Genomic DNA, 18,627 nt, shown 5'->3' with positions numbered 1-18,627 from the left:
TTGCTGCGCTGGCGTGGGTCGAGTTGGCTTTGCAGGCGGGCATAAGCCGCCTCATGCGCATCGATCCACTCGATGATTGCATCGCGGGTGGCGGCGAAGTGTTCGGGGGAGCTGAAGGTTTCCAGCAGATAGCATTCAAGGGGGTGCAAAACAGCCATTTCAAGGCTCCTTTTTGATTTCGGGCATGTGCCACTTATGGGTCAATTCGGGTAGCCCCAAATAGGGCTTGAATGGGTCCAGGCGCATGTCGCCGGTACCATCGTCATAACCCCACCCCGTTCTCTGTCGTGGGCTGACGAACTTGGGGCTAAGGTCATCCGGATTCAGTACGATCTGCTGCCGGCCGCCTTCCAGCTTGTAGCCTGGTACAGGTTTAAAGATCTGCGTCGCCGTAGTCCCTTGCCAGACTTTGAGCGGGTCGCCCGGCGGTACGGTGTAGATGACGTACTCACCGTTCTCGTTCCAATGCTTCCAGACCGCGAATTCGCGACGCCATTGGCTTTTCGATCGCAGAGCCATGAACTCGGCCTCATGCATCCAGCAGATACTGTTGTCTCCGGAGCCAGGATCCACTACACGATAGATCCGCTTACCCGGCGAAACTTCAACTGCTTCAATGGACTTATGAAAAGTCTTGAATGCCTTCCGCAAGCTTTTATTCTTGGAGGCTGAACTAACATCCGGCCAACCTTCGGCAATACTTTTCAACGCACTAGGCGGAAGATCTGCTAGTGCCGAGTGCTTCTCACCTTTCACCTTATCCACCCACTCTGGCCGCTTCAGCTTAATCAACTCCAACTCCGCCACCTCTCGCTGCCCCAGCACATGCGTGTTATTACCCGGCAGGGCGCGATAAGCGTTATCGCCCTCCACTCGCAGACGATTGATAATCCGATCAAGGCAGTCCTGCGCCGGACTCAAGGCCCTGCCTAAACCTTCATCAGCCTTGCTCCTGACATCCAGCATGAGCGTCCAGAGTTGCTCAATCCGCTCACGCATCGATTGCGGCACCCACTTGATAATTGAATCAAACAGCTGACGCGTGACTTGCATCAAGTCATCCAGGCGCTGCAATAACGCCGTGACACTCAGGTTATTTCTCAACTCACTCAGCTTTGTGGCCATATACAGATAGGCATTAGGAATCTTCATCGCATCCAGTGTTTTACGAACAGCAGGATGGTCCAAATGGCGCCTCAACAAACCAATACTGTTATCAATCACCGCGTCGTCTATTCGCGGCATATGTTTCGCAGCCTTAAAGAGTTCCCGGCGAATTTGAAAGACAACCACCTTAAAGCAGCCCTTTACCAGCGACCCCAAGACCGGAAACAAGCCAATGAGTGTCAACACCAATGCAACCCAGGCCCAGCTATCACTGCCGTCTTTGTTGATCTTCCGGCAATTGGCAATCAGGTCACGTACATCGCCGATTTGATCCACCAGCGGAATCATGAAGATCACCGTGCCGGTGACAACTTGTGCCGTGCTCGGGGTCTCATGGAAATCCCCTTGCAGCACTTCCCAAAACCAAAGCCACTTGCCTTCAATTCCGGAGTAATCGTCCGGCGGAGCAGATTCATAAAACGCCAGTGCGTTCTCAAGTTCTTTATTCATGGACACTCCACTGCACGACTTACTGAAAGCGGTACCTGACCGCGCACCAGGTAACAATGGCAACGCCAAACCCTTACAAAACGAGCCATAAAAGAGTACATGCCAGTCAGTCCTCCTGTACCCGAGCGCTACCAACGCGATATAGGCTGAAGACTTTCAATGCTTCGCAAATCAACAATATCGCAATAACCAAAGTCACTTGCCGCACACCAAAAGCACCCAACAACCAAGGAATAAAAGACAGTGAAGGCACGACAAAAAGAAGACGAAAAGGAACTTGAAAATACGCAATCACCCGCGCCACTGGACACTTATTAAAAAACAGCACCATCGTAACCACAACAGACACTGTCAGCGACACAGAAGCAACAAACCACCAGACCAGCACATTCCAACCATGTTGCGCATCCAGCTGTAAAAATGAAACAACATCGTCATAAAGTGGAACCCGCCCGCGGCTCAGGCTTCCATACACGACCCACAGCACATATGTAAGATCCATAAAACCCCAAAACATAAACACATGATCCTTACGCATGACCAGCCTCATTCTTTAACTCGTACTCTTTATTAGAAATCACCGGCATCCAGCGCCAAGAACTTCCACCAACCGCCCATTCATCATGACCCTCCAGGAAACGCTGCCGCACACGTCTAATCGCTCCGTACTTATGCGTCACCGACTTCTCTAACAATGTTTCAGGTGTATCTCTGGGAAGTGGCTTCCACTCTTGAACAACATCTCTTAGTGTGTTTTTTAGATCCTTACCATCGCTAAGAGCCAACCGACCTTGATCCCCCATGGTTGTCGCACGGTTGAGCAGCCCGATAGCTACATTGGCAATGCCCAGATAGTCGAACTCCTTGACTACCCAGACGCCAGGCCCTGACTCCTGCACGTCCCACGACAACGCCTGTATCAACACGTCATAAGCGGGCCAGGGCTGTTCCAACTCAGGCTCAGGCAACTGGTACTCCACCTGTGCCGGACTGTCGGGAACCGGGTAATGCCGAGCATGTCCGCGCTCGTCCAGCGTCCCTTGCAACACTTGGCCCGTGTCGAACGTCAGGGTGTAGGGCACGCCGGCCATGGCCTGCGCGTGGGCACCGTAGAAGTTCAGTTGCAGGCTGTTGAACGCCTCGCCCAAGGGCGATGCCAACGCGCAAAGCGCGGTTTTCAAGCGACCCGCCTGGGCGATGTAGTCAAAGTGCGGGGACTTGATCTCGACCTCACCCGGTGAGCCAATCTCAATGCGATAGGGGTCCAGGGTGATGTAGTTGCTGCCGACGTTGAGGGTGATTTTTTTCTTGGCGGTGATGCGGATTTCATCGTCGGTGCTGCTGATGTCCAGGCCCTGTTTGGCCAACAGGTCCATGCGCTCGTTCTGCGCCTGGATCGACACCGCCCCCTGGTTGGCGATGAACTTCATGCCCTGGCGTTGAGCGAACAGGCCAATCGCTTGCCCCGACGTGACGGTGAAGCACTTGAGCGTGCTGAAGTCGGTGTTGTTGCTGGTTGCGGTGAGTGTTCGGCCGGCGGCCAGTTGCATATGCTCCGGGGTCACCAGGGCCATGCCGGCCGGCGCGGAGACAAGAAAGCCGGCCTCCCGCAATTGCCCCAACGCGTCCTTGAGGTGCTCCGGCACCGTTGCATCGGGCTCCATCGCCCCCACGGCGGCGGCATTGCAGGCCAAGCCGCGCACCCGTTGCAGTGCCTCGTCCAACTGCGCCAAGGCCTGGCTCATATCGAGTATATCGCCTTGCGCCTTCGGTTGTAGGTCGGCACTGATGAACAAGCCCTTGCCCGCGCGTATCGCGCCCCATGCATCGGTCCTGAGCTCAAAGCCTTCGCCGCGCTTTTTCTTCTGTGCATCCACCAGATGCCCAAGGTTGAGCTGGCTCTTGCCACTGTGGTCGGTGCTGAGCTTGACGTGCTCCTGGCCCCGCTGATCCTCCATGCGCAGTTTGTTATTGGCCGGGGTGCGCAGCACGTTGCGCCGTTCGTTGTGGGCGTTGACGTGGTCGGGGTGTTGGCTGTCGTGCAAGGCGTGGGCGATGTAGGGACGGTCGGGGTCACCGTGTTCAAAGGCGATGGCCACTTCGGTGCCGGCAATCAGCGGCAGGTGCAGGCCATAGGTGTCGCCGGCGTAGGGCCGGGCCTGGCGCAGCCACATGCTGGCCTCGCCGGGCTCCCAGTCGTCGCGGTCGAACAGGAACTGCACGCGGTAGCGGCCTTGCAGATCGGTGTCGGCGTAGACCGGGTTTTTGCTTCGGCTGGCGACCCGTGCCGGGACAGTGCCGGCCATGACCGGTTTAGCCAACAACGGCGGGCGAAAGCACACGTCTTGCGAATAGGGAATGGCCTGGAAGTGCGCGATGAAACTGCTATCGCGAGCGGCGCGGGTGCTCAGGTGGGTGATCACCACCTGTGAGTCGAACGCTTGGGGCGCGCCGCCAGTGACCGTCAGCACCTGGGCCGGCGCCAGGGTGGCGCTGTCGCTGGAGCCGCTCAGGCGCGTACGGTCATTGAGGTAGCGCTCGTGGCGCAGGCGGGCGAAGAAAAAGCCGCTCTCTGTTTGCAACTCGATGTCCCGGTCAATGCTATCGCCAAGCACGGTGTAGGGTTCTGCGTAATGGTAGGCCTCGCCGTAGGTGCCTTCGGCGGCGCGGCTCTGGTCGACGTCGGCGTTGAGCCAGGCGTGGGCCTCGCGGGGGTTGTAGGCACGGATGTTGATGTGTTTCTCCACCACCTGATGGTGGGTTTGCAGGTTCCACACACTGTCTTGATCGCTGCTCAAGCCGGCAGGCGGGCGCAGGGGCAACTCGACGTCGAACTGGTAGGCGCGTTGCAGGTCGTGGAACTCCACCACATCGATGCTCAGGCGCTCGTCACTGGTGAAGCGATACCAAATGCCGACCTCGGCGAGCAACCGGCCGATGAAAGCCAAATCGCTTTCGCCGTACTGCATGACCTGCTCGCGCCGGGGATAGTCGCGGTGCAGGTGAAACAGAAAGTCCTGGCCCTCCAAGTCGTGGCGATTGCGCAGGATGCTTTCAACGATCTGCGGCACCGACTGGTTCTGATAGAGGCGGTACTGCTTGCCCCGGCCGAGCAAGGCCAGGCGTGGCTGCAAGGTGATTTCGTAGCGTGCTTCATCCCTGGAACCGGACAGGCGCTTGAAACCGCTAACCACACCATGCAGCACCCGCAATGGCTTGGCCTCGGCTACCGTCGCCCCACGGTAGGGGAGCTTTTTTGGCGCTGCATACAGGCTGAAACTGGCATCGCGGTTGAGTATCTGCTCAACGCGGATATCGCACTCGGGACTGGTGAACTCAATGCGGTAGGTGAAGAGTTGGCTGAGGCGTTCTTCGCCTTCGAACGCCAGGACGTCGAGCGCTACATCGAGCTGTTTGATAACGAGCGTGTGGCGAGAATGATCGAACAACGTGCGCAGGGGGATGGGCATATGCAGGCGTCCATGGCGGCAAAGGGCCGTGAACGATGAATCATCTCAGGGGAGGAGTTCTAGACCCTGATGGCTGATCAGGAACAGTCCTATCTAGTTTGCAGATTTAACCTACATTAGGTGACTAAAGAACGCCTTGTACCGAACGTCCAATTACGCCAGCTCATTCCAGGCACCTCGATAGGTGGTTTCGACGCCATCGCCCAGCCCCGTATTTAATTTCTAGCACCCTCCCCCGACTTTCTGATTTGCCGATCACCGCCACACACCGCCTAATCCAAACCTTGCTCCCCCAAGGCCTCATCATGGAAATCACCCGCACCACCACCCGCCCCACCGCCTGGCTGCTGATGGCCGTCGTCCTCGTTGCACTCAACCTGCGCCCCTCGATGGCCGCCGTGGGCCCACTGCTGTCCGGCATTCGCAGCGACATCCCACTGAGCTTCAGCCTCGCCTCACTGCTGACCATGTTGCCGGTGATGACCATGGGACTGGCGATGTTCGTTGGCATGGCCGTCAGCCGGCACCTGGGCGAACATCGCACCGTGGTGCTGTCGCTGCTGATCATCGGCCTGGCCACCGCCTCGCGACTGTTCCTCGATGGTGCCGTCGAGCTGATCCTCAGCGCCGTGCTGGCCGGCATCGGCATTGCCTTGATCCAGGCGTTGATGCCGGCACTGATCAAAGCCCGCTTCAGCGACAACGTCTCGTTGTTCATGGGGCTCTACGTCACCTCGATCATGGGCGGCGCAGCGATTGCTGCGTCGTTTGCCCCCCTGGTGATGGCCCGCACCGGCAGTTGGCGCGTGGGCCTGGCGATCTGGGCGGCCTTGGCGCTGCTGGCGTTGCTGGTCTGGTACGGGCAACGTTCGACGATCCCAAGGCAAGCGACGCACGCCCCGCGCAAGGCGTCGTTCGCCAACAATCGACGCGCGTGGCTGCTGGCAATCTTCTTCGGCCTGGGCACTGCGTCCTACACCTGCGTGCTGGCCTGGCTGGCGCCGTACTACGTGGAAAAGGGCTGGAGCGAGCAAAGCGCCGGCCTGCTCCTGGGTTTCCTGACCGCGATGGAGGTGATCTCCGGCCTGCTGGCCCCGGCCCTGGCCAACCGCAGCCGCGATAAACGCGCGGTGCTGGTGGTGTTGCTGGGCTTGATCATGGCGGGTTTCTGCGGGCTGATCCTCAGTCCCGAGCACTTGAGCCTGCTGTGGGCGAGTCTGCTGGGACTGGGCATCGGCGGGCTGTTCCCGATGAGCCTGATCGTCTCCCTCGATCACGTGGACAACCCCCAGCGCGCCGGTGGCCTGACGGCCTTCGTCCAGGGCGTCGGCTACCTGATTGCCGGACTCTCGCCGTTGCTGGCCGGGATGATCCGCGACCAGCTGGGCAGTTTCGAATGGGCCTGGTGGTCGCTGACCGCCCTGACGCTGCTGATGATCGTGATGGTGCTGCGCTTCGATCCCCGGCACTACGCCAGGCACATTGAGTGATCGCCAGCCGGCGAATGAAGCCGACAGCCCATTCTTCTTGACCCCCCGTTGCGTTAGCATCCCCGACGCACGCCTGCGCTGAACCGGCGCAGGCGGCCGAACGAGATGGGTTGGATGCTGAACAGTAATTCGCTTCGCAAGCTCGACATGCAGGACCTGATGGTATTCGTCGCCGTGTTTGAACAAGGCAACGTCACGGGTGTGGCCGATGCCCTGTGCGTCAGCCAGTCCACGGTCAGCTACTGCTTGAAGAAGCTGCGCGGCAGTTTCGAGGATGAGTTGTTCATCAACACCCGTACCGGCATGCGCGCCACCTACAAGGCCAGCAGCATGTACCCCCACGTGCTGAGGATTCTCGACAGTATCAACCTGTGCCATGCCCAGGGCCTGGCCTTCGACCCGGGCCGGCAGGCCGTGACGTTCAACCTGTGCGCCCCGGAATACTTCGAGCAACGGGTCCTGCCGCGCCTGCTGAAGCACTTCAACCAGGCCAACCTGCCGGTGACCATCAATGTGCACAAGCTCGAAGCCGAGATCCCCGCCGAGGACTTGCGTGATGGCGGCATTGACCTGGTGATTTGCTTTGGCCCGAACTTTCATCGCAACCACAGCGATTTCAAGTCCCAGGTGCTCCTAGAAGATGAGTTGGTGTGTGTGCTCGATAAACGCGCCGCGCCCGCGGTAGAGCGCATGAGCCTGGCGACCTTCGTCGAGCGCCGGCATGTGTTCCCCACGCCCTGGACGTCCACCACCAACATGGTTGACGGGTGGCTGGCGCAGCAACACCAGCAGCGCCAGGTCGTGGCGCGCGCCAACAGCTACAGCGCGGCACTCAAGCTGATCGTCGGCACCGACTTCATCCTGGCCATGCCACGGTGCATCGCACAGGGGTTGGCCAGCGATGCGCTGTTCAGCCAGTGCGAGGCGCCCAACGGCTTGCCGGGGTTCACCCTGGACATGCAATGGAGCCAGGCCAACGACACGGACAGCGCCAACGCCTGGCTACGCGAGCAGATCATCAAGGCCTGCGCCGAGCCCGAGTTGATCTGAACGACGGCGTCTTAACGAATGATGGCGGACTTGGTGTAGGACTCGCGGTCAATATCAAGAATCTCAACACACAGCTGCACATCGACCGTGGCCGGCCATGCGCACACGTCCTGCAGCACCGCGAGCAGGCTGTCGGACAGTTGCTTCTTGATCTGTGCCGAGCGCCCGCTCAGCAGGGCCAGCCTCACGGACACAAACCCGCGCTCGCCCAAACCGGTCCCCACGCGGAAGGTGTCGACCTTCACCGCCCGACTCTTGATGTCGAATTCAGCGGCAAACTGCCCGGATGCCACCAGTGCATGGTTAAGGCGCAGCAAGGCCACATCGGCGTTGAGTTCCGGCAGGTTGGCGGTGTATTCCATGTGCAGGTGCGGCATTCACGGTGCTCCTTGGGGACTCATTCAAAGGCCGTAGATATACCACAGCGCCCTGGCTCGCGCTCACCGGGTGCTGACTCAACTCAAAGGTGCTACGCAGGCACGCGGTTACTCATGAACGCCTCAAGCCGCGCGCGCAGCCAACGCTCGGCCGGGTCGGTGTCGACATGGCTGAGCCAGACCATGGACAGGTCCAGGGTCGGGGTGGTGAATGGGAACGGCTCCTTGAACAGCAAGCCCGAAGCGGCCATCGCCGTCGCCGTGTAGTCCGGCAGGCTGGCGATCAGGTCGGTGCCGGCCAGCAAGGCCGGCAGCGCGCTGTATTGCGGCACCGACAACACCACCTGGCGAGTGCGACCGATTTCGGCCAGCCACTCATCGGCATAGCCGCTGACATTGGCGGTGTGGGACACCAATACGTGGGGCCGTGCGCAGTATTCATCAAGGGTCAGCGGGGTGTCGGACGCGTCCGCACGCAGGATGCAGGGCTGGATGTGCCGCAGCAATTTGCGCTTGGCATTGGCCGGCAGGCCGCGGGTCTGGCTGATGCCCACTGTGATGTCGCCGGATGCGAGCAGGTCGGGGATGCGCCAGTAATCGACATGCTGGACCACGAACACCACCCGCGGCGCCTCCTGGCGCAAGGCGCTGAGCAACGGTGGCAGCAAACCGAACTCGACGTCATCGGACAAGCCGATACGAAAGGTCATGGTGCTGCTGGCGGGTTCGAACTCGCGGGTCAGGCTCAGGGCCGACGACAAGGCATCGAGCGCCGGCGACAGATACTGAATCAACTCTTCGGCGCGGGCAGTGGGTTCCATGCGGTGGCCGACCCGGATGAACAACGGATCGTTGAGCATCACCCGCAAGCGGTTGAGCGCCGCACTGATGGTGGGCTGGCCGAGGAACAGTTTCTCCGCCGCCCGCGTCACGTTGCGCTCAAGCATCAGCGTTTCAAACACCACCATCAGGTTGATGTCGGCCTTGCGCAGTTCATTGCGGTTCATCTACTGCCCCCAGTCCCCAAGACGTGGGGCAGTGTAGAAAGGCTCGGTGGGTGGCGTCTATGGGCATCAATTCACGGTCAGTGCCAATATCCCGATCCCGAGCTCGCGCCCATCCTCACTAACCCCCAACGCCTGTGGACTCGCTGCATTGGGCAGGTGGAACTGAATACGCAACATGCCTTGCTGGGCGACGAGTTCGCGCACCTCGGCGGGCAACGCAATGTCGATCATATTGGGTTGGGCCTGGGTCAACCGAGTCGTAAAGACTGCGACATCATTGACGCGAATCGCAACGTCCTGGTGGGTAAGGGTTGGCGCCAGCCACGGGGACGCCTCCAACAACAGCGAATGTACCTGCGACGTCGGCCGCAAAATGATCTCTGCGTCCTTGCCATCTGACCAGGTCCCCCACGTTTCGCTCGGGGACCAGCCTTTTGCCAGGTAGTCCGCCCCCTTTCCCTGGGTCATGAACGGCAATCGCTCTCCTGGGTGAGCCTGTGGCACAACCTCCAGACTCTTGGCGTTATTGATGGGCGGACAGTCGGCGCAGCGCTTCCAGCCAGGCGCCAACACATTGAAGCCGTCGATGACTGCCAGCACATCAGCACTGCTGTCGTGGTTCACCACCGCTTGCAGCGCGCTTCGCTGATCCAGGAAGTACAGCGAGTTGGCTTCGTACTTTCCGCTTTCAAGTGCCAAGCGCGCCTTGCGTTGCGCTTGTTCCAGGGCACTACCATCAACACGGGCCAGATAAACAGCATCCGTCCCCAGTTGGTACCTACCGGCGTAATCGGCCAGTGTCATCCAATGGTTCGAATAGTTTTGGGGGCGAATCCAGCGCACCTTCTGGTAGTGCGATGCTGCACGTTGCCAAAAGGGGTCCACTAGCGGCGTTTTCCAGGTCGACCCTGGCGAAGCCATCAAGAAGCTGCGCGTCGCAGCGCCGCCCGCCCGGGTGTCGATGACCTGCATCACCAACGCCGCCGCCAACAACAGGATGGCGGTACGAGCACTGTGGCCGCGCACAACCACCCACAGCAGGCTGAAGATCACGAGGTACATCAGTGGCCAGATCATCCGGCCCGATGCGCGAAACAAACTCGCCAGGGTGATCAGTGGCTCCGGCAGCCAATAGCCGAACTCCCATGACCCCACCCCCACCCGGTTGGAAAAGGCATACAGCGCCAGCGCCAGTACCGCCAGCAACAGCACCGCTCGCTTGCGTGCGATGGCCGTCACGTTGACGTTACCCGACAGCACGACGGGTAACGCACATACAGCCAGGAACAGCCCCCCCAATCCGATAAATGCCAGGCCATCGATATCGCCGGGAAAACCCGGGATATCGTTCAGGGCATAGGACCAACCCGCCGCGTTGAAAAAGGTCAGCACGTTAGCGCGATACAACCCAAACCCAGAGCTCCCCAGGCCATCGCCGCCCACGCCGAAATAACCGACCTGCCAGCAACACAGCGCGACCAATACGAGCAGGCCAAGCCACTCGAGAAAAACCTTGCGCCATGTCAGTTGCCGCGCGATGGTCCTGGCCAACAGATCCGCCATCCAGATCAGTAAAACCATTGCCAACAGGTACGCATGAACCAACGCCGATGCCGCCAATAACACCCCCCATCCCAGCCGGCGTCGCTGGACACTCGGGCGTAGGGACAGATAGAGCGCGGCCAGAATCAGGAAGTGCCCGGCAAGGGACAGATGAACCCCCATGCGCAAGATCATGGCCGGCATGAACAAGAACAGTCCCGCCCCCAGCAACCGCACAGCCACGTTGTTGCTGGCCAGCCCCATCAGTTTCCAGGCAAACCAACTCTGCAGGACGAAGCACATCAAGAACCACAGGCCAAAGTACTGGAAAGGTTCGGGAAGCAGCGCCGAGAAAGGTTTGAAGAGCAAGGCGAACAACGGAATCGAGTCGGAAAAAATCAGGCCATTGCTCAGTTCCAGGCCATAGCCGGGGTTGAGCCCCAGCGGGAATGTCCAGGGTGAATACCTGAAGAACTGCCAGCCCTGATAGTGGGTGGCAGGGTCTCCGCCCGCCAGCCAGGCGATATTCATTGGGTTCAGGACCCGAGGGCCCGCCACGATCAGCAGCGCGACGAGTCCCATCAGGACAGGCAGCATCGCCGTGACTAGGCGTCGTGCAGAAAAGTTGAAGCGCATTTATTGCTCTGCCTCTTGCAGTGGCAGGCATTGAGCGCACTGCTTCCAACCGGGTGCCAGCACGAGCAGGCCGTCGATACGAACCAGCACGTCAGTGGCGCCATTGAGGGTTTTCGCCGCCTCGAGCCCGGTGCTGTCATCCAGGATATACAGCGAATCCTGGTCGTACTTGCCGGTTTCAAGCAGCCGCTGAGTGACTCGCTGAGCCTGTTGCAGTGCGGTCGGGCTCATGCGCCCCAAGTACGCCGTATCAGTCTTCATGCCATGGTTCCCGGCGTAGTCAGCAATGACCTGCCAGTTGGCTGACTGGTTCAGCGCCGGCAACGAGCGCACCTTCGTGTAATGACTGGCGGCACTGGCCCAGAACGGGTCATTCAAGGTGGTCGGCCAGGCACTGGCCGGCGGCACCATCCGAGCCTGATGCAGGCCCATCCAACCGTTGCGGGTATCCACCACCTGGATCAACAACGCGGCGGCCAACAAGCACCCCGCGACACCCGGCCGGGTGCCTCGCACCACCAAGAAGATGGCCGCAAACACGATGATGTAGAACACCGGCCAGAACATGCGCCCCGAAGCACGAAAGACGTTCGCCAAATTGACAATAAACTTGGGCAGCGGGTAATGAATATTGAACAGGCCGATACCGATTTCGTTCGACAGTGCAAAAACCGTCAACCCCGCCAACACCACCATCAGCGCTGGCAACCGGCGCACGAGGGCGCCACCGTCAACCTTGCCACGCAACAGCACGAGGACAGCGCAGATCACCAGTAGCAGTGTCCCGGTTCCCAGGAAGTTGAACCCCTCGTAATCCCCCACCCCTTCTCGCAGGTCTGGCAGGAGCAACGACCAGCCACCGGAGTCGACCAGCGCCAGCAAGTTCATCCGGTACAGGCCAAAGCCGCCAGCCACCACGCCGTCACGCAGGCTGAAATAACCGGCCTGCCAGCAGCTCAGGCTCACCACCACCAACAACACCAGCAACTCGATGAGCGCAGTCCGGCGGGTCATTTGTTGCTTGAGGGTCCTGCCAGCCAGGTCAGCCAGCCAGATCAAGGCCACCATCGCCAGCAAGTAGGAATGCACCAGCGCGGTGACGGCCAACAGAGAGCCCCAGGCCAGGCGCCGCTTCTGTACACCGGGATGCAGGGCCAGGTAAAGACCGGCCAGGATCAGGAAGTGCCCGGCCAGGGACAGGTGCCCCCCCATGCGCAGGATCATCGGCGGCGAAAACAGAAACAATCCCACCCCCAACAGCCGCAACACTGCGTTGGGCGTCGCCAGCCCCAGGAGCTTCCAGGCAAACCAGGCCTGCAGGACGAAACACATCAACAGCCAGATGCCGAAGTACTGGAACGGGTGCGGCAGCCAGGCACTGAACGGTTTGAACACGAACGCCAGCAGTGGATTGGAGTCGGAAAAAATCACCGCACTCCCCAGTTCCAAGCCATAGGACGGGTTCAGGCCCAGAGGAAAACTCCACGGCGCATCGCGAAAGAACACCCACCCCAGGTAATGCGTCGCCGGATCGCCACCGCCCAGCCAGCCGATGTTTTGCGGGTCCAGGATCAAAGGCCCGTTCGCCGCAAAAAACGCCAGCACGCCCATCAACAGAGGGAGCAATGCGATTGCCACCCGCTTGCCTGAAACCTTCATCATCGATACGTCCAGAAGTTATGCAGCACAAAGGTGAAGGCCGGGATGGTCAGCGCCACGGCGCCTATCCCCCACAAGTAATTCAGGCCCGCCCGTTGTGCGACCCAGGCCACCAGCATCGCCAGGAAAAACCCCGCGACCGAGACCAGCATGAAGCGCAGCAGGGTGCGGCCGTGCAGGCGGCTGGAAAAGCTCCAGGTGGTGTTGATCACGTAGGACACCACCGTCGCCACGGCAAACGCCACGCCATTGGCCAGTGGTGGCAAGGGCGACACGTAGTGGATGAACAACACGGCGACCACGGCATGCAGGGCCGTGACCAACAACCCGGTCACGGCAAAGCGCAGGCCGCGCTTGATCAACGCCGACTGTTCGGCTGACGTCACGGCTTGCGCGCCAGGCAGAACACCGTCAGCCCGGCCAGGCGATTGGCTTTCATGAAGGGCCGCTCGATGCTGCACAGGGTCTTCAGCGCCGCATTGACCAGCCAATGATGCTGCTTGAGCTGCGAGCGCGGCGGCGACGGTTGTGCGCCGTTGGGCAGCAGGCGCAACGTCGCGGCAATCGGGAACACCAGCCCGAAATAATAGGCCCCCTGCTGCACCGTCAGGCCGGCGTCCCTGGCCACGGTTTCCAGTTGTGTCAGGGTGTAGCGGCGCTTGTGTTCCAGAAAGTCATCGTGCCCGCTCCAGAGAAACTGGAAGGCGGGCACGGTCATCAGGAAACGGCTGCCGGAGGGCACCTTGTCGACATAGGCCTTGAGCAGGCCGACGTCGTCATCGACATGCTCCAGCACGTCCATCAGCAGCACCAGGTCGGCGTCAACCGCATCGATCGCGCGACGATAGTGCACCGGCTTGCCGGCCGTGCTGGCGTCCGAGTCGGCGTCCGAGTCGGCGTCATAGCTGATGTCTACGCACCAGGCTTCGCTGGCGCTGGTGTGGCTCAGCAAGTGATGGGAAAAGAACCCGGAGCCGGCGCCGACGTCGAGGATGGTCCGAAAGGACGTATCCCCCAGCACCCGGCGAGTGGCGGCGGCCTTTGACGCGTAGTACCAGTGCTGGTCGATGCGTGAACCGAGGATGTCGGTTTCCTTGAGATCCATGGTTCAGTCCTTTGGGTTGTAGAGACGACGCACCAGGAATATCGGGCGGCGTTTTGATTCGATGTAGGTGCGCCCCAGGTACTCGCCGAGCACGCCAATGCCGATCAGTTGCAGGCCCCCGAGGAAGGTCACCGCCACCATCAGCGACGCATAGCCCGGCACATCGACCCCGGTGAACAGGGTCCGCAGGACAATGAACATGGCGAAGGCGAAGGAAATCACCGAGACGAACAGGCCCATGTAGGTCCAGACCTTGAGCGGATCGGTACTGAAGCTGGTGATGCCTTCGAGGGCGAAGTTCCACAGCCGCCAGCCATTGAACTTGCTCTCCCCCGCGATCCGCTCGCTGCGTTCGTAGTCGACATGGGTGGTCCGAAACCCGACCCAGGCGAACAAGCCTTTCATGAAGCGCCGCGACTCGGGCAAGGTCAGCAGGGCGTCGACCACACAGCGGTCCATCAGGCGAAAATCGCCAACGTTCTCCGGCAGTGGCTGGTCGGAGATTTTGTTGTGCAGGCGGTAGAACCAGTTGGCCGAGGTTTTCTTGGCCCAGGTGTCGCTCTTGCGACTGACCCGGTGCCCCAGCACCACCTCAAAGCCGTCGCGCCACCGGACAATCATTTGCACAATGATTTCGGGCGGGTCCTGCAGGTCGACATCGATCGGCACCACCACCTGGCCGCTCGCCGCCTCAAGGCCGGCGGTCAACGCCGCTTCCTTGCCGAAGTTACGGCTCAGGTCGACGATACGGATCCGCGAGTCGCTCGCCTGGCACGCGAGCAGTTGCTCCAGCGTCGTGTCGGTACTGCCGTCGTTGACAAAGATCATCTCCAGGCTGACGTCTGCTTCGCGAGCGAACACCTCATCGATCCTGGCCAGGAACAAACCAATGGCTTGTGCCTCGTTGAACACCGGGACAATAAGTGACACCCGCACATGATCAATCAGGGGCATTGCGTGCTGATGGGTCAATTGATTGCTCTTTCTTATTAGTGATTGTCCGACAATCCACCGCCTCCGATAGTGTCTCGGGGCCAGGTGCGGATCACATTAAGCAGGAGCGCGAGGGGTGATGCAAGGGCGAAACCGAGGCGGTTTCGGCCATTGACCAGAGGTGGATTCGCGTCAATTCGAGGGGTGCAGTACATCTGAATGTGGGAGCGAGCCTGCTCGCTCCCACAGAGGTCGGTGCATGATCGAGGGTTTAGTTACGGGCCTGGAGGCGCTCGATGAAGCTGGCGATACGGCCACAGGCGTCGCTCAGGGCTGCATCGGAGACGGTGAACGAGATCCGCACAAAGCCGGCGGTGCTGGCGCCGAACGCCGTGGCGTCGAGTACCGCCACACCGGTTTCGCGGAACAGTTGCCAGGCGAAGTCGGTGCTCGAAAGCCCCGTGCCGCGCACGTCCACCAGCATGAACATGCCGGCCTCGGGGACTTTGCACTTGAGCAGCGGCACGTTGCGCAAGCCCTCGGCCACCAGGTCACGGCGCCGGCGATACAACACCCGCGCCTCGCCGATCACCCGCTCATCCACCTCCAACGCCTTGAGCGCCGCCGCCTGGATAAAGCCCGGCAGGCCATAGAGCATGCACAGCAACAGGTTATCCAAGTGGCCGATCAGTTCCGTGGGTGCCACCACCCAACCTACCCGCCAGCCCGTCATGGCATGGGACTTGGACAGGCTGTTGAGCACCACGGTGCGCTCGGCCATACCTTCAAGCGTGGCCACGCTCACGTGTGGGCGATCATAGGTGAGTTGGCCGTAGACCTCGTCACTGATCACCCACAAGTTGTGGCGCTGGGCAATCAGGGCCACGGCTTCCAATTCTTCACAGGTGTAGACATTGCCCGTCGGGTTGTTCGGGGTGGCCAGGGCGATGCCCCGGGTCTTGTCGGTGACCGCCGCTTCAATCGCCGCCAGGGTCAGGCGGAAATCATTCTCGGCCGGCTGGGCAATCGGCACCAGGCGCGCGCCCGAGGCCTGGATGCTGGCCTCGTAGGTCAGGTACATCGGCGCCGGCACCAGCACTTCGTCGCCCTGTTCGAACAGGCACATGGCGGTGGCGTACAAGCCATTCTGCGCCCCGGCCACCAAGGCGACGTTGTCGGCGGACACCGGCAGGCCCAGCAAGGCCGCCTGCTTGGCGGCAATCGCTTCACGCAACTGCGGCCGACCGATCACGTGGCTGTAATGGGTGTCACCTTCGTTCAGCGCTTGAATCGCCGCCGCGCAGATCGCCGAGTCGGTGGCGAAATCCGGATCGCCAATGCTCAGCACGATCGCATCTTCACCCCGTGCCTGGGCATCGCATGCCGCGTAGTGAATATCCCAGGCGGTGACGGTTTCACCGCTGATGCGCTGGACCATGGACGAGTATTTCATTTGAAACTCCTTATAAGCCCTCGGGCCGACGCTTCAATCAACCTTGGGATCAGGCCTGCCGTTGGGGCGTTTTGCCGATACGGGCAAAGCTCTGTTCAATCACAATCGCCAGAATGATGTAGACCACCGCCACCACCAACAGCGGCTCATAGACCCGTAGCGTTTGCGCTCGGACCAGGTTCGCCGCCCCGAGCAGGTCGGTGACGGCCACGGTCGACGCCAGTGCCGTGGCCTTGAGCAGCATCACGCTCTCGCCCGCCAGGGTCGGGCGCAACATCTGCAAGGCGCGCGGCATCCACACCCGCCGCAACACCAGCCACGGCCGCATGCCATAGGCCCGCGCCGCTTCCAACTCACCCCGTGGCACCGCCCGCAGGCCGCCGCGCAATACCTCGCCGACATACGCCGAGACACTGAGGGTCAGGGCAAACGCCACGTACCAGAAACCTTCACGCAGGTACGGCCAGAACAGACTGCCGCGAATCAACGGGAAGGTGGCGAACAAGCTGCCTACGCCGTAGTAAAGCACGTAGATCTGCACCAACAACGGCGTGCCGCGCAGGACGCTGGTGTAAAAACGCAGGCTATTGGCCAGGATCGGGTTCTTCGACAATCGCCCCAGGGCCACGCCGACCGCCATCAGGAAACCGAAGAAACCCGAGATCAGCAACAGCTCAAGCGTCAGCCCCGCGCCCCTGACCAACTCGCCGTAAAAACTGCTCAACCAATCAAAGTTCATGCAGAGCCTCCCCTATGCGTGCCGTGGCATCCAGCGTTCGAAGCGAACTTCGACCTGCCGGAAGACTGAGCTTGAAACCAGGGTGATCAGGTAATAAAACGCGGCAACCGCCAGGTAAAACAGCAAGTAGTGCTTGGTGGAGGCCGCCGCCTGGCGACCCGCCGTCAGCAACTCGCTGTAGCCCACCACGCTGATCAGCGCACTCTCCTTGACCAGCACCAGCCACAAATTGGACAACCCAGCGATGGCGAACGGCAGCATGCTCGGCAGGATCACCCGGCGCACCAGCAGCACCCGGTTGATGCCGTAGGCGCGGGCCGCTTCGATCTGGCCATGGGGGATCGATTCGATGGCGCCACGGATGATTTCTCCCGAGTACGCCCCCTGCACAATCCCCAACACCACCACCGCCGCCATGAAGCCGTTGATCTCGACGGCAGGCTGACCGAGGGCCGCCATGGTCAGGTTGATCAGGTCGGCGCCGGCGTAGTACAGCAGCAGAATCAGCAGCAATTCCGGCACCGCCCGGTACAAGGTGGTGTAGCAATTGGCACAGACCACCATCCAGCGTGGTCCCTTGAGCTTGACCATGGCCACGACCAAGCCAATCGACAGGCCCAGGACAAAGGCGCCCAGGGAAATCCCCAGGGTCTTGACCATGCCTTGGGCCAGGGCCTGCAGCCAACCGTCGGTAAAGAACAGCTGGGAAATTTCAGATAACGTCATGAGCACCCCTTCACAGGACTTACTTGAACCAGCGGATTACTCAAGGACGGTGATGTCGCTCTTAAAGTAGCGCGCGCGGATCTTTTCGTAGGTACCGTCGTCACGCATCGCTTGCAGGGCCACGTTCAAGCGCTCGCGCAAGGCATCGCTGCCCTTGCGCACACCGGCGCCCACGCCATCGCCGAACAGCGGGTCGATCGGCGCCAGGCCTTTGCCGGCGAGCATCGAGTTGTCCGGCTTGTCCAACAGCGGCTCGACCACCAACTGATCAGCCAGCATGATGTCGACCCGGCCACTGCGCAGGTCGGCGAGGATGTCGTCCTGGTCGTTGTAGTAGCGAATGGTCGAGTCGCCGTAGTACTTCTTGACGAAGGCCGAGTGGGTGGTCGAGCCCTGCACGCCGATGATCTTGCCCTTGAGGCCGGCCGGGGTTGGCACCAGTTCCATGCTGCGATCACCGATCCACAGGGCGCGGGTGAAGAAGTACGGCTGGGTGAAATCGATCACCTGCTGGCGCTCGGGGGTGATCGACAGCGAGTTGAGCACCACGTCCACTTGCTGGGACTTGAGGGCTGGGATCAAGCCGTCCCAGGACATTTCATTGAGGGTGCACTCAGCCTTCATCTGCGCGCAGACGGCGGTGATCATCTCCGGTTCGAAACCGCTCCAGTCGCCCTTGCCGCTCTTGAACGAGAACGGCGGGTAGGGTTCCAGGGCGATGCCGAACACCAGTTTGTCGGCGGCCAACGCGGTGCTTGCGACACCGGCCAACAGGCAGGCTTGCAGCGTCATCAACAGGGCTTTTTTCATTGTTAGTGCCTCT

At 60.7% G+C, this 18,627-nt stretch carries 15 protein-coding genes and 1 pseudogene; 2 read left to right on the top strand and 14 right to left on the bottom strand.

Annotated elements, in window-relative coordinates; translation table 11 throughout:
* Positions 1-159: 159 nt before the first annotated feature.
* The 3 genes and pseudogenes from BMW74_RS02670 to BMW74_RS02660 form a co-directional block, all read right to left on the bottom strand.
* A complete protein-coding gene (locus BMW74_RS02670; protein WP_093413223.1) occupies positions 160-1,617 on the bottom strand; it encodes a hypothetical protein in 1,458 nt (485 codons plus the stop codon).
* 106 nt (positions 1,618-1,723) lie between these two features.
* Positions 1,724-2,155, bottom strand: a complete 432-nt coding sequence (locus tag BMW74_RS02665; protein ID WP_093413220.1) for a hypothetical protein — start codon at positions 2,153-2,155, stop codon at positions 1,724-1,726.
* A 670-nt stretch (positions 2,156-2,825) separates the two neighbouring features.
* Positions 2,826-5,087, bottom strand: a pseudogene (locus BMW74_RS02660) (type VI secretion system Vgr family protein); the annotation flags it as partial.
* A 305-nt stretch (positions 5,088-5,392) separates the two neighbouring features.
* On the opposite strand from BMW74_RS02660, the gene BMW74_RS02655 reads away from it, so the two are divergent.
* Both BMW74_RS02655 and BMW74_RS02650 read left to right on the top strand, forming a co-directional pair.
* Positions 5,393-6,577 carry a cyanate transporter gene (locus tag BMW74_RS02655; protein WP_093413214.1) on the top strand — a complete coding sequence of 395 codons (1,185 nt, stop codon included), beginning with the start codon at positions 5,393-5,395 and terminating at the stop codon, positions 6,575-6,577.
* A gap of 114 nt (positions 6,578-6,691) precedes the next feature.
* Positions 6,692-7,627, top strand: coding sequence for a LysR family transcriptional regulator (locus BMW74_RS02650; protein WP_093413211.1), 936 nt, complete (start codon positions 6,692-6,694; stop codon positions 7,625-7,627).
* 11 nt (positions 7,628-7,638) lie between these two features.
* Here the strand turns inward: BMW74_RS02650 and BMW74_RS02645 are convergent, their stop codons facing one another.
* The 11 genes from BMW74_RS02645 to BMW74_RS02595 all read right to left on the bottom strand — a co-directional run bounded on the left by BMW74_RS02645 (position 7,639) and on the right by BMW74_RS02595 (position 18,614).
* Positions 7,639-8,004 (bottom strand): 5-carboxymethyl-2-hydroxymuconate Delta-isomerase, encoded by a 366-nt coding sequence (locus tag BMW74_RS02645; RefSeq protein ID WP_093413208.1) that lies wholly within the window; start codon positions 8,002-8,004, stop codon positions 7,639-7,641.
* Between the two features lie 92 nt (positions 8,005-8,096).
* Positions 8,097-9,011 carry a LysR family transcriptional regulator gene (locus BMW74_RS02640; RefSeq protein WP_093413205.1) on the bottom strand — a complete coding sequence of 305 codons (915 nt, stop codon included), beginning with the start codon at positions 9,009-9,011 and terminating at the stop codon, positions 8,097-8,099.
* Positions 9,012-9,077: 66 nt separating this feature from the next.
* The gene (locus BMW74_RS02635) at positions 9,078-11,189 is read right to left on the bottom strand and encodes a DUF6311 domain-containing protein (protein ID WP_093413202.1); all 2,112 of its coding nucleotides are present in this window, start codon (positions 11,187-11,189) and stop codon (positions 9,078-9,080) included.
* Positions 11,190-12,848 carry a DUF6311 domain-containing protein gene (locus tag BMW74_RS02630; protein ID WP_256562509.1) on the bottom strand — a complete coding sequence of 553 codons (1,659 nt, stop codon included), beginning with the start codon at positions 12,846-12,848 and terminating at the stop codon, positions 11,190-11,192.
* Positions 12,848-13,234 (bottom strand): GtrA family protein, encoded by a 387-nt coding sequence (locus tag BMW74_RS02625; RefSeq protein ID WP_093413196.1) that lies wholly within the window; start codon positions 13,232-13,234, stop codon positions 12,848-12,850. Before BMW74_RS02625 ends, BMW74_RS02630 begins: the two co-directional genes overlap by 1 nt.
* Complete coding sequence (locus BMW74_RS02620; protein WP_093413192.1) at positions 13,231-13,953, bottom strand: class I SAM-dependent methyltransferase; 723 nt, start codon at positions 13,951-13,953, stop codon at positions 13,231-13,233. Before BMW74_RS02620 ends, BMW74_RS02625 begins: the two co-directional genes overlap by 4 nt.
* 3 nt (positions 13,954-13,956) lie before the next feature.
* A complete protein-coding gene (locus tag BMW74_RS02615; RefSeq protein ID WP_093413189.1) occupies positions 13,957-14,907 on the bottom strand; it encodes a glycosyltransferase family 2 protein in 951 nt (316 codons plus the stop codon).
* A 250-nt stretch (positions 14,908-15,157) separates the two neighbouring features.
* Complete coding sequence (locus BMW74_RS02610; protein WP_093413186.1) at positions 15,158-16,339, bottom strand: pyridoxal phosphate-dependent aminotransferase; 1,182 nt, start codon at positions 16,337-16,339, stop codon at positions 15,158-15,160.
* 49 nt (positions 16,340-16,388) lie between these two features.
* Positions 16,389-17,078 carry an ABC transporter permease gene (locus BMW74_RS02605; protein ID WP_093413183.1) on the bottom strand — a complete coding sequence of 230 codons (690 nt, stop codon included), beginning with the start codon at positions 17,076-17,078 and terminating at the stop codon, positions 16,389-16,391.
* A 12-nt stretch (positions 17,079-17,090) separates the two neighbouring features.
* Entirely contained in the window at positions 17,091-17,804 is a 714-nt protein-coding gene (locus tag BMW74_RS02600) for an ABC transporter permease (RefSeq protein ID WP_093413181.1), read from the bottom strand.
* 36 nt (positions 17,805-17,840) lie between these two features.
* The gene (locus BMW74_RS02595) at positions 17,841-18,614 is read right to left on the bottom strand and encodes a transporter substrate-binding domain-containing protein (protein ID WP_093413178.1); all 774 of its coding nucleotides are present in this window, start codon (positions 18,612-18,614) and stop codon (positions 17,841-17,843) included.
* Between the last annotated feature and the right edge of the window lie 13 nt (positions 18,615-18,627).

The organism is Pseudomonas sp. ok272 (assembly GCF_900109995.1).
Lineage (GTDB): Bacteria > Pseudomonadota > Gammaproteobacteria > Pseudomonadales > Pseudomonadaceae > Aquipseudomonas.
This window is presented reverse-complemented; position numbering and strand designations above follow the sequence as displayed.